Below are 12,761 nucleotides of genomic sequence, written 5' to 3'. Positions count from 1 at the left end.
CGCTTCGCCATTCTCGTATCCCTTCAAAGGTTTGGGATACACCTTAGCCGACTGTCCGGATTCCTGGGACCACTTCACTCTGCTTCCTGAAGAACTATTAACAGCGGCGGAAATGCAAGAACAAAAGCTTGAGGCGTGGTCCAAGCCGACGATCAGTACTTACCTGAACGGAATCTTCGACCAACATAATGCCACGCCAATGGCAACGTGGTTCTATGACCCCTATCAATTGTGGGTAACATCCGATGTTGACAGCTTTGAAGGCCTGAAAGGCCTCAAAGTCCGAGGCTCCTCGCCTGAACAAGCCGAGTTTCTGTCAAGCATTGGTGCGAGCCCTGTGAACATTCAACCCGGAGAATTGTACATCGCTCTGCAACGCGGAACTGTTGATGGAACGATCACCGGTCAGGGGGCCGTGGTTGGCTTTAAATGGTCTGAGGTCTTGAAGGGCGGCATTCTGGCGAATGTTATGATGACTTCAACGGGGCCAATCCTTAACAGGGATCGCTTCAACTCTCTTCCTAGTGAATATCAGGAAATTCTTTCAGAAGAAATGGCTTCAGTTGAAGAAGACCTGCGAAACTACATGCCGGAGTATACTGAAAATTTGCATGAAGGCCTTCGAGAAGAGGGGCTGTCACTGGTTGACCCGTCGCCCGAGCTGTACGAGCAGCTTCGCAATGCCGCAGTCAATGAAACCTACCCTGCTTGGGCCGAGCGCGCCGGCCCCAAAGGCCTCCAGATGCTAGAAGAATACGGTGTCGAGGTGGGTCAGTGATGAGCTGGAGTCAGGACACTTCTGGCCGTCGCTATGGGCAAGGTATGGAACGCCTTGCCCAATTTGTTGCGGTCGTTTGCTTGGTGCTGCTGTTTATCCTGCTGTTGATCGAAGTCGTGTGCAGAATGCTGCTTATTGAGTTTTTCTTGGGTTCAGAACTTAGCGGAATTCTCATGGCATGGATGACCGTGTTTTGCTTGCCTTGGCTAAACCGAAACCGCGCACACCTTTCCGCAGATATCTTTAAGCATTTCGTTCCGAAGGCCGTGCAAGACGTGCTTGAATACATCGGACTAATATTAACGCTCACGTTCATTGGTGTCCTGATTTGGTATTGTGGAGGCCTTGCCTTGAAAAACTACCAGAGCGGCGTTCGAGAATCCGGAGTTCTACGCCTACCCGTTTCAATTTTACAGTTTGGCGTGATCTTTGGGTTGGCGCTCGGTGCCATCAGTCAAGCATTACTCTGTTTCCGTAAGAACGAAAGCAAAGGTCAGAGCCAATGATGGAATTATCTTTGATGGGACTCACTGTAGTCATCTTGCTGTTTGCAGGCTTCCCAATTGCAGTAGTGCTCGGATTAACGGGAATTGCATGGACATGGGCGTATGGCTCGAGTTACCTGCCTGGGATTGCTCATACAGCGTTTAACACTATGGCAAGCGAAACTCTTATCGCGGTTCCGTTGTTTTTGCTGATGGGACAGATTGTGCAAAAAGCTCGCATCGCTGAACGATTTTACAACTCTCTTGCACATATTCTTATTGGGCTCCCCGGCGGATTGCTACATGCGAACGTTTTAGCTTGCGGTATTTTTTCGGCGGTAAGTGGTAGCAGTGTCGCCACGGCTTCAACGATCGCTACGGCTGCCGTCCCAAGTCAGACGCGTCTGAACTATAACCCCCGACTCACGGCCGGATCGCTGGCAGCTGGCGGGACACTCGGAATCTTGATTCCTCCCAGCATTCCGTTGATCATTTATTGCTCACTGATAGAAGAATCCATTGGGTTGGTATTCATCGCGGCTATTGCGCCGGCATTCTTGTTGCTGGCTATGTTTCACCTTTACATCTTTATGCGCGCACTAGTCGATCCAACTATTGCACCTTTGCCCGAGAATATTTCGGAAGCCGAGGATCGTAGTAACCTACTTTGGGATGCATTGCCGCTTACGGTGATTATTCTATCAGTGCTGATTACGATTTACATGGGGTGGATGACAGCCTCTGAGGCTGCGGCTGGTGGTGTTGCCGTTTCTTTGGTCGTGGCGCTCCTGGGGAAGTCTCTGACAATTCCCCGCCTTACCGAAGCTGCAGTCGAGTCTGTACGCCTAACCGCAATGTTATTGTTCATCATTGTAGGGGCACAATTATTCTCATATGCGGTTTTTACTTGGGGATTTAACACGATCGTAAGTGACCTGGTGGCTTCGGTGGCATGGCCGCCTGCGGTGATTCTCTTGATCTTGGCATTGATCTATTTGGTCTTGGGAATGTTTGTGGATGCTATTTCGCTTTTGTTAATGACAGTGCCGGTGGTCCATCCGATAATTCTTCAACTGGGGTATGACCCCATTTGGTTTGGCGTGGTGCTTGTACTGCTCCTAGAGGTTGGACTTATCACACCTCCCGTTGGGATGAATCTGTTCGCAATCAAAGCGGTTGCACATGCGATCTCCCTCAAAGACATCTCATTTGGGGCATTGCCTTTCGTGTTCTTAATGTTAATGGTCGCCGTTCTTCTTTCTGCATTTCCGCAGTTAGCACTTTGGCTGCCCTTTAGTAGGTAACAGCTCTGATCTTACTTTTGATGAACAGTGTGAATTCGATGGAATGCCTGAGTGTAATAGCGATCTGAGGATAGTAACGGTCATTTTGCCGGTGGCTATGCGATGAAGTAGATCATACTAGACACTTCAGAACGTGTCCGGGCCGAGTTATACATCGCAAGTGACCTGCTCCGTACGCTTTTAGCTCGAATATAGAGGGCGACGAAGGCAAGATCTTACACTGCATAAGTGCTTCTCATTGTGAGGGGTGGCAGAGATACGGATAGAGGCAAAGAATAGCAATGAATGCTCGGAACAAGGAGTGGCAAATGTCCAATGATCGTCAAGACAAGATCGTCAAACAAGCCGCGCAGGTTGTTGAACTTTTAGAATTCTTTGCCAAAACAGGCCAGCCTGCGACACTTTCCCAAGTATCGACCAAATTGAACTGGCCGCGCTCAAGCACCTATAATTTGCTATCAACACTTACTCGTCTTGGATATTTATATGAGCCCACGCCAAAAGGTGGGCTGTACCCCTCCACGAAATGGGCAACCATTATAGAGCAAATTCACCTATCTCAACCGCCCTCTGAAGCCATTCAGGATATGCTGGAGTATCTTTCCGAGAAAACCGGGGAGACTGCGGTGCTCGGCGTCGCCAGCGGCACTGAGGCTCTATTCCTTCAAGTATGTGAGTCAAGCGACTACGTCAAATTTGCCGCAAAGGTTGGGCAAACAATTCCTCTATATACTACAGTTATCGGACTGGCCCTATTGTCCCAGATGCCATCCAGTCAGCGAAAACGAGTACTCAAGAAGACCAGTTTCAAAAAGTTCACGGACGAAACACTTATGAGTACTGAGGACGTTGAAAACGTTATCGCTGCGTCGCTTGATCGCGGTTGGTTCGGGAGCTCCGGTCGTTTCGCCGAGAACTTAAGCGGTGTTGCATTACCTTTGGATACTCAGCCCTACAACTACGCAATTCTGGTTTCTGGTCCTACCGAACGCATGAGCGAGCGTATGGAATACGTGGCGGACCTAATGAGAAAAGCAGCCAAGAAATTCCTGAATGTTGAGTAGCGCTTCCCAATAAGAGTGAAGTGGTCCCAATTTTCTGGGACCACTTCATACGGCAGCCATCTACTTTCCCAAATCAACCACCGGGAACTCTACACTTTTCAATCTTTCTCGCTGGATTTTCTCGTTGGCAGTTTTCGGGATCTCCCGAACGAGTTCAATATAGCGAGGCATCATGTACTTGGGGAATTGCCCTTTGAGAAAATCGACGATCATTTGAGGCGTAATTTCAGAGTTCGCAACGACAACGGCCTTGATTTCCTCGTCCATAATCGGATCCGGCACGCCGACAAACGCGCAATCGAGAACGCCATTCATATGAATCAGGCTAGCCTCCAATTCAATCGGCGAGAACATCTCACCTCCTCGGCGTATTAGTTCTTTGATACGCCCCTGATAATATAAGAACCCATCTTCATCAAAATGCCCGCGATCGCCACTGTGGAACCAAAGGTTGTTACAACTTTCCACCATTTTGTCTGGCTTATTCCAGTAGCCAGACAAAATCGAATAAGGTTCAATTGGGCGCCCTACGATTTCCCCATTCACACCGACGGGTACTTCAACGCCATCCTCATCCTGTACTTTTAGTTCAATATCCTCACGTACCTTGCCGCACGAACCAAAGCGGCTTTCGTTGCGTGAATTACTGGATGTCCAACCTCCAAGCTCAGTCATTCCGTAGACTTCTAAAACTTGAATGCCAAAGCGTTCTTCTACCGTGCGCCAAACTCCCGTAGGAGCGCCAGCCCCAAAGCAGAAACGAATACCATGGTTTTTCTGCTCATCCTTATACCGGTTCACAAGTATCGACAAAATTGTCCCAACATAAGTGCAACCGGTTGCCCCTAGACGTTCAGCGTCTTCAAAGAACTTGCTAGCCGAAAACTTGGGACGAAGAAGCATTGTGGCACCTGCACACATACAGCTCATAGTGCCCATCATTTGAGGATTAACATGAAACATTGGCAGGAACACCATCAGACGGTCCTCGGGTGTTAGCTCCAACAACTTGGCGGCTTGCCATCCTGACCGCCAATAGGCGATTTGACTGTTCATAACCCCTTTGGGCAGGCCAGTTGTGCCAGAAGTATACAAAATCGCCAGCGGTTCCGTCATCGGAAGCATGGTTTCCTCACCTGGCTCATAGTCAAGCAGCATCTCGAAAAAAGACGCCTCACTCTCTATTTTTATGAGCGGGAGTAATTTTTGTTCTTCGTTGAGATCGTGATAACTGGACTCTATCCATTCTCGATCCCCGACTATTAGTCGGCTGTCCGATTGACTTATTGTGTAACGAAGGCCTTCTGCGAGCAGTTGGTTATTCAAGGTCGCGGCTATTGCGCCCGCTAGCGCAGCGCCAAACCATGACACGATGAACGAAGCGTGGTTTCCCGCAAGAATGGCAATATGGTCTTTCTGCTGAACTCCATGTTTCCGAAGCAAAGTCGCAAATCGCCGCGATAATTCATGGATTTCGGCGTACGTGTAACTTCCCTCTTCTGTTACTAGAAATTCGCGATCGCCATTCTGTGCTAACAACTCGCTAATGCTGGATGGATTCATGAATCGAGTTCCCGAATAAGATACTTCGCAATCGTGTTCTTCATAATCTCTGACGAACCCGCACCAATTTCATAGGTTTTGGAATCTCGGACAAAGCGAGAGAAAGGTGTCTTGTCGGAAGTGCCCCAGGCACCACAAATCTGCATCGCTTTTAAGGATACATCTGTTGCTACAGAGCCTGCTTTCAATTTAGCAACACTTGTATGCCGGTCGAGAGCATCGTTTTCATTCAGAGCATCGGCCGCACGATAAGTAAGAGAACGAGCCGCCTCGATCTCGGTAAACATTTCAGCAAAATACCATTGTATTCCCTGAAATGATAAAACGGTATTATCAAAAGCCACGCGGCCACGGGCACGACGCAACGCGCCATCAAAAGCGGCCCTAGCAATACCAACGAAAATCGCGGCCGTACAGGTTCGCGAGTGTGCCATTGTTGTAACTGCCTGCTTAACACCGCGTCCTTCTTCTCCGATTAGATGGCTGGCCGGCACTCGAACATCTTCGAGTTTCATGTTCACGTGAGCACCATTTCGAAGACCAAATGTCGACGAATGCTCACCAACATATTTTTCCACGCCTGGCATGTCGTGAGTCACAGAAAATACAGACACCCCTTTTTCAGTTTCGGCCAAAAGAACGATAAGTTCAGCGGCCTCTCCAGATGTGACGAAGCTTTTTTCGCCATTCAAGACCCAAGCCTTACCGTCCCAATAAGCCTTGGTTTCAAGGGCACGGATATCGCTTCCATGACTTTCCTCCGTCAGAGAGTAAGAGGCCGTCATCCCTGAATTGAGTTTTGGAATATAAAGTTCTTTCAGTTCATGCGAACCGTATTTCCAAATCATCGTTTGCGCTTGCAAGATCGATATTATCGAAACGGCTGCAGCGCAGCTCGCATAGCCAATTTCTTCGAACAGCGCGATGGTCTTTCGGTAGTCGCCATGCCCTCCATATTCAGGGGCGAGGATACCTTTGGTGAACCCCTCAGCCCCGAACTTACGTACAAACTCCAGCGGGTATACATCATCGCGATCAATTTGATGCGCGATCGGAGAAACATGCATTTGCGCGAAACTCCTAACCGCATGCACGTAATCCGGATCAACCATGGGCTTCCAATACCTGTCAGATGGTGTTGGCTCCATTTCCTAGGCTCCCTGTATTTTAACATCCCTGATTAGCCATCAGCCACACGCACAAATACACATACATAAATTATTTGTCCATACTCGGGGATATTTACTTTGCATGAAGCAGGTTCCGTCGTAAGTTTATCCTTACTGGATTCAAATCAAGCTACGGCTTCGGGTTGGTTCATCACTGCAATGCTGATCTGAATTTCAGCGGCCTGACAGTCAGGATTCATTGACGCGATTGTCGCGTGGCCCTTAATCATGCGACGGGAAGCTCAATGACGGGAGCGGGCGAAACAAGGTGGCCGATATCACTTGTTCCGGTCCATTCACCTAGACGGCAATCCAAGCAGTATGCACAGGCATCTAAGGCGCTCGATGCGTGGCAGGGCCGCCGCGTCTTGAGCTTCATGAAAGCTCCGACGCGGCTTCGTGCTTCCGTTCTGCCGTTAATGCAGTTTCGAACGAGACACGCCTAATGTCTGTGCCACCGCCGTCATCGGGAACCGTCCTGTGTGGATAGCTCCTGCATAGCAAGACATTTTTGAACCTAATTTCGCACTGGTCAGAAACAGACGTGTGTCCGGCCTGTTTGCGCGGCGCACGCGGCCGCTGGCCCTGATGGTTTCCGCAAACCAAGTCCCAAACTGGTTCTCGGACAATTGGTTGTCCCTGACATTCGACGGGGTGTCTCGGCTGACGGGCTGACTGTGCTCCATCATTTCAATGGTCTTGCTGTCTCGTGTGTTCTGTTCTCCCTTAGTTACGCAGTGCGCGGTCTGTAATATTCATTCTTGGTCAAGACTGCCCAGATAATCCGCGCTGTCTTGTTCGCCATTGCTACAGTGGCAAGACGAACGGGCTTCGCGAACTTGATCGCGCTGCCAACCCCTTGTGCAATCACTATGCCAAACTCGGACAGCAAACCTCGCAGCATATTGCTGAGCTGCGTTCTCTGCCTGACGATCAGATCGCGGGCGCGGTGGAGAAACAAGACGCCTTGCTGCTCTTCAGATTTTATTGCGACAAAACGCATTGTCGGACGCGTCACCGCTTCGCAGATGGCTGCAGCATCAACCGCATCGGATTTACCCCACTTCACATATGGCTTCACATACATCGCTGGTATCAGACGCACATCATGGCCCAGCTTGCTCAGTTGTCGTGCCCAGTGGTGGCTGGAACCGCAAGCTTCCATTCCGACCAGGCAGGGTGGAAGTTTCTCAAAGAATGCGATCAATTGCGCTCGTCGCAGAGCTTGGTTGAAAACAACATCGCCATTCTCGCTGATGCCGTGGACCTGAAAGAGGTTTTTGGCCAAATCGAGGCCGACTGTTGTAACCTGCATTGGGTAGCTCCTCTCATAAGCAGTCTATAACAACTGCAGTATGGCGCATTGCTACGCCGGGTGGAGCAGGAGCTATCCACCCCATCCGGTTTGAACGACTGCGCAAGCAAGGTCGTTTTTTTGAGCGCGACTTGTCGAGTGCTTCCTTCAGGATCTCCACCTCAAGCGTCTTTCGCCCAAGTTGACGTTCCAGTTCGCGGATGCGGCTTCCATCTCACAAACGGTCTTGTTGCCGGTCACGCTGTTATCCCCTGTCACGGCGATACTGCCCCCTTCAAGCATCAGTTTGCGCCAATGATACAGCAGATTGGGGGCCACGCCATTACGACGAGCAACGGCAGAAATGCTCTCGCCGTCATAAAGCGTCTCTTACACGATCCGCAGCTTATCCGCCGTGGACCAGCGCCGACGACGACCGCCATCGGCGGTGATTTCTATTTCAGCCTTATGTACATGCTTAAGGTAATACTTAAGCCTCCTTAATTAACCCAAGGCGTCGGGTCGAAATGGTGGCCAGTTCATCAGCTTATTAGATTAAAGTGCCAAAGTTATGATCCAGTCTGCAACTACCGTGTGGATAAAGTGATGGATATCAGAAATAATCGAGAGTGTAATACTATGATCTATATAGCTTTTAGCTCTTGACAGTTCTCTCGCCAGAGGCCCCGCTTGCCAGCAAGCGCAACATCCGGTCACCGCCCGCATCCGCAAGGGACCAGCGTGGGCGATACGCGCGGTCTGTAGCTCCTCGCACAGCAGCCATCGGGCAAATGCGATGCAACCTAGGATTTTTTGCTATTAACTAAGGGTTGCCTCGAATCGCCGCGAAAGGTTGACCATGGTCGATTTCACCTCCATCAAAAGCCGCTTCCATCTGCCCGAGGGCGTCACCTATCTGGATGGCAATTCACTTGGCCCCCTGCCCGTTGCGGCCACCGACCGGATGGCGCAGGTCATGCAAGACGAATGGGGCGAAATGCTGATCACCGGCTGGAACAAGGCCGGGTGGATGGCACAACCGGGGGTTCTGGGCGACCGTATCGGGCGGTTGATCGGGGCCGAGGAAGGCCATGTCATGCTGGGCGACACACTGTCGATCAAGGTTTATCAGGCGTTGGCCGCCGCCCTGTCCTTACGCCCCGACCGCCGGGTCATCCTGTCGGATACCGGCAATTTCCCCACTGACCTCTACATGGCCGAGGGGCTGATCAAGACGCTTGGCCAGACCCATGAATTGCGCTGCGTGCCCCCCGAGGAGGTCGAGAACTCTATCACCGACGAGGTGGCCGTTCTGATGCTAACCGAAGTGGATTATCGCACCGGACGCCGCCACGATATGGCGCGGCTGACGCGAAAAGCCCATGAAACCGGGTCTTTGGCGATCTGGGACTTGGCCCATAGCGCAGGTGCGCTACCGGTGGACGTGGCCGGGGGGCAGGCGGATTTCGCCGTGGGCTGCACCTATAAGTTTCTGAACGGCGGCCCCGGCGCGCCCGCGTTCGTTTATGTCGCCCCGCGCCATACCGAAGCCACGGCCCCAGCGCTTTCGGGATGGCTGGGTCATGCCGCCCCTTTCGAATTCGAACGAACCTACCGCGCCGCGCCTGGGGTGGCGCGGATGCGGGTGGGCACGCCCCCTGTTCTGGCCATGGCGAGCCTTGAAGCAGCCCTGGATATCTGGGACGGGATCGAGATGGCACAGGTCTATGCCCGCGCGCAGGCCTTGTCAGAGCGGCTCATCGCAGGCGTCGAGGCCGCCTGCCCCATGCTCACTCTCGCCTCACCGCGCGATCCCGATCAGCGCGGCAGCCAGGTGTCGTTCCGCTTCGAACATGGCTATGAGGCAATGCAGGCCTGTATCGCCCATGGGGTCATCGGCGATTTTCGCGCGCCCGACATCATGCGGTTCGGCATCACGCCACTTTATCTGGATGAAGGCGACATTGATCGCGCCATCGCGGTGATCACTAAGGTCATGGCTCAAAAGCTGTGGGATGACGACAAGTATCGGCACAGGTCTGCCGTAACCTGATCGCGCGCCCGATTTCCGCCTCAATTGGCCAAAATTTTGCCTTGAACGCTGCGTTTTGAGGCCACGAACAGTTTGTATCCACCTTGGAAACGGCGGTGTTGTCTTTTGAATCGGCCCTGCCAAGCCAAGTGCCCCAGATCACCGCCCAGCACTGAGGAAACGGAGCAGGCGACATGCCAACCTATACAGTGAAATTTTACGATTTCGATCCCGGTGGCGACGCCATTCCCACGGGCACGGGAAATACGTTTGTCTGGAACGGCCCACAGAGCGCCGAAGGCACCGCGACGATCACCGACAATGAGCCTGGCATTCAGGGCCTGACACTGGACGACGACGATTCGGGCAATGAATCCGCAACGGCCGATGTGTCGATCGGCGGCGATACCTCGACCGGGTCGAATGTCGATGCGGAACTCGCCTGGACGTTGCGGGATACGGTCACCGGCCTCGAATTCGAAGTCATCGAATTCGATGTCGAGAATGGCGCGGCGGCCGGTGATTACCTGCTGTCGGAGGTTCCCCTGATCGACGGACGGACCTACGAGGTCGTCGATTACGACAGCAACCCGGACGTGAACAGCGGCGATCCGGTGTTTTCGGCGCAGGATTACACCGACCTGGAGGTCAGCGGAACCTCCGGCGACGACACCATCGACGGATCATATACCGACGATCCCGAGGGCGATGTGGCCGATGGCGGGGACGGCACCGGGGCTGGCGGCAATCAGGACACGATCTTTGCATCTGGCGGCGACGACAGTGTCCTGGCGGGGTTGGAGGACGATCTGATTTATGGCGGGTCGGGCAACGATACGCTGTTGGGCGGCGCGGGCAATGATACGCTTTGGGGCGACAGCGACCCGCAGGAAGGGGCCAATGTCGGCGCAAGCAATACCGTCGGCAGCAATTTCACAGTTATCGGGCTCGGCTCGGCGGCGGATGTGGACACGGCGGAATTGAATACCGCCTCGGAAGACGCTGACGACCTGATCGGCACCTATGGCGGGCCGGGGGCCGAACTTTACCAGAATATCCTGAATGCCGAGACCTTCGACACGGACGGGGACGGCGCTGTCGAAGACGACGACAATGGCGCGACGCCGGAAAACATGGTCATCGACGGCACCACTTACCAGATTGATTCAGGCCTTGTGTACAATGCCACGGTAACCTTCACCGACGGCACGTCGGGCGGTTTCACGGCGGTGGTGATCCAGACCACCAACGGCGATCTGTTCATGCTACCCGAGTTGAGCGACAACGCTGACAACGCCCTGCTGACCAGTCAGCCGATCGAGTCCATTTCGCTGGACTCGGTCAACAATGACGCCTCCCTGATCGCCTCCGAGCGGCTTGATGCCGACTGGATGGTCGGGGCGGGCCAGCCCGGCGACGACGTCATCGACGGTGGCGACGGCGATGACCTGATTTATGCCGAGGCAGGCGCGGACACTGTCGAGGGCGGCGCGGGCGACGATACGATCCATGGCGACGATGTGCCCGAGGCCGGGCAATGGGAGTATCAGGTCTACGACTACAACTTCGGCAGCGCCAATGACCAAGCCTTCGATATCGAAAATGGGACGCTGATCGCCAGCGGCCAGACCGACGAATTCGACTCGACCACCCTCGCGAACGAAGCGCGCGGCACCTCGGGCGATCCCGACGATTTCGGGGTGATCTACACCTCGCAGTTTTTGCCCTCGGAAGATGGGACATACACCTTCTCGACCACCTCGGACGATGGGTCGACAATCCGTATTCTCGATGAGAACGGCACCCCCCTGACCTTCACCAACCAGGGTGGCGGCACGGATAGCTTCATGGACAACGATTTCCACCAGGGCGCGACCAGCCGTTCAGGCGAGGTGGAGTTGGAAGCGGGACGGGTCTACACCATCGAGGTGCGCCATTGGGAGAACCTTGGCGACGAGGTGATTTCCGGGCAAATCACCACGCCCGGCGGCACCACCGAGGATCTTGCCGACAGCAGCCTTGTCATCGGCCCGCCGCCAAGCGGCGGCTCTGCCGGTAACGACAGCATCAGCGCCGGTGCGGGCGACGACGTTGTCTTCGGCAACGGCGGAAACGATATCATTGATGGCGGGACCGGGGCCGACAGCCTGTATGGCGGACTTGGCGATGACGAAATGTACCTGGCCGAAGGCGATGTGGCCTATGGCGGCGATGGCGACGATCTTTTCGTGCTGGGCGATCTTGGCGAGGCCGGAGCCGGGACCATTACCATCGTGGGTGGCGAAGGTGCCGAAACCGGTGGCGATACCCTGCAACTGACCCCGGACCAAACGTGGGACGACATCACCTTCACCAATACCGATGACGAGGCTGGCGGGCTTTCGGGCAATTTCACCATGGCCGATGGCACAGCGGTGAGCTTCAGTGAAATCGAGAATATCATCTGCTTCACCCCCGGCACGCAAATTTTGACGAACCGGGGTGAACGCGCGATCGAAACCCTGCGTCAAGGCGACATGGTGATGACCCGCGACCACGGTTATCAGCCCATCCGCTGGATCGGGCACAGCACCGTCGAGGGGCGCGGAAAATTCGCGCCTGTCGCCATCAACTCAACCGTCCTGGAGGGCGCGCGGCGACCGCTTCTGGTCTCGCCTCAGCACCGGGTTTTGTTCACCGGGTACAAGGCGGAGCTGCTTTTTGGCCATGACGAGGTTCTTGTCGCCGCCAAGCATCTTGTCGATGGTCTCGATGTGCGTATCGTGGAACGCCCCTTGGTCAGCTATTTCCACATGATGTTCGACCGCCACGAGGTGGTTTATGCCGAAGGTGCGGCCACCGAAAGCTTCCACGCGGGGGACGTTGGCATCGCCGCCATTTCCGACGCGGCGCGCGAAGAAATGTTTACCACATTTCCGCAATTGCGAAATGATCCGGCCACCTACGGCAAGACCGCGCGTATGTGCCTGAAAGCCCATGAAGCCCGACTCTTGTTTGCATCCGAGGACAATCTCGCCGTTGCGGCCTGATTGATACCCGTCAGGCGAGTAATTGGCCACAGCATTGTCAGGT

General features: G+C 53.8%; 8 protein-coding genes and 3 pseudogenes. 6 read left to right on the top strand and 5 right to left on the bottom strand.

Annotation, left to right across the window (positions count from 1 at the left end; genetic code table 11):
• From RBB32_RS16125 to RBB32_RS16110, 4 genes are all read left to right on the top strand, one after another.
• A partial coding sequence (locus RBB32_RS16125; RefSeq protein WP_306154234.1) for a TRAP transporter substrate-binding protein occupies positions 1-778 on the top strand: 778 nt, incomplete at its 5' end.
• Positions 778-1,284 carry a TRAP transporter small permease gene (locus tag RBB32_RS16120; protein ID WP_306154233.1) on the top strand — a complete coding sequence of 169 codons (507 nt, stop codon included), beginning with the start codon at positions 778-780 and terminating at the stop codon, positions 1,282-1,284. The genes RBB32_RS16125 and RBB32_RS16120, both read left to right, overlap by 1 nt.
• On the top strand, positions 1,281-2,567 hold the full coding sequence (locus tag RBB32_RS16115) for a TRAP transporter large permease (protein ID WP_306154232.1): 1,287 nt from the start codon (positions 1,281-1,283) through the stop codon (positions 2,565-2,567). The genes RBB32_RS16120 and RBB32_RS16115 overlap by 4 nt, the downstream gene beginning before the upstream one ends.
• A gap of 308 nt (positions 2,568-2,875) precedes the next feature.
• Positions 2,876-3,631, top strand: a complete 756-nt coding sequence (locus RBB32_RS16110; RefSeq protein WP_306154231.1) for an IclR family transcriptional regulator — start codon at positions 2,876-2,878, stop codon at positions 3,629-3,631.
• 60 nt (positions 3,632-3,691) lie between these two features.
• Here the strand turns inward: RBB32_RS16110 and RBB32_RS16105 are convergent, their stop codons facing one another.
• The 5 genes and pseudogenes from RBB32_RS16105 to RBB32_RS16085 all read right to left on the bottom strand — a co-directional run.
• Complete coding sequence (locus RBB32_RS16105) at positions 3,692-5,194, bottom strand: class I adenylate-forming enzyme family protein (RefSeq protein ID WP_306154230.1); 1,503 nt, start codon at positions 5,192-5,194, stop codon at positions 3,692-3,694.
• Positions 5,191-6,306, bottom strand: a complete 1,116-nt coding sequence (locus RBB32_RS16100) for an acyl-CoA dehydrogenase family protein (protein WP_306154229.1) — start codon at positions 6,304-6,306, stop codon at positions 5,191-5,193. Before RBB32_RS16100 ends, RBB32_RS16105 begins: the two co-directional genes overlap by 4 nt.
• A gap of 392 nt (positions 6,307-6,698) precedes the next feature.
• Positions 6,699-6,842 (bottom strand): annotated as a pseudogene (locus RBB32_RS16095) (IS3 family transposase); the annotation flags it as partial.
• A 377-nt stretch (positions 6,843-7,219) separates the two neighbouring features.
• A pseudogene (locus RBB32_RS16090) lies at positions 7,220-7,678 on the bottom strand (IS110 family transposase); the annotation flags it as partial.
• Positions 7,679-7,775: 97 nt separating this feature from the next.
• Positions 7,776-8,116: pseudogene (locus tag RBB32_RS16085) on the bottom strand (transposase); the annotation flags it as partial.
• 400 nt (positions 8,117-8,516) lie between these two features.
• Between RBB32_RS16085 and kynU the strand changes: the two are divergent.
• Both kynU and RBB32_RS16075 read left to right on the top strand, forming a co-directional pair.
• Positions 8,517-9,710: a kynureninase gene (kynU, locus tag RBB32_RS16080; RefSeq protein WP_306154228.1), complete on the top strand. Its 1,194-nt coding sequence runs from the start codon at positions 8,517-8,519 to the stop codon at positions 9,708-9,710.
• A 173-nt stretch (positions 9,711-9,883) separates the two neighbouring features.
• A complete protein-coding gene (locus RBB32_RS16075; protein ID WP_306154226.1) occupies positions 9,884-12,718 on the top strand; it encodes a Hint domain-containing protein in 2,835 nt (944 codons plus the stop codon).
• Positions 12,719-12,761 lie beyond the last annotated feature (43 nt).

Source organism: Roseovarius sp. MMSF_3281, from assembly GCF_030733685.1.
Classification (GTDB): domain Bacteria; phylum Pseudomonadota; class Alphaproteobacteria; order Rhodobacterales; family Rhodobacteraceae; genus Roseovarius.
This window is presented reverse-complemented; position numbering and strand designations above follow the sequence as displayed.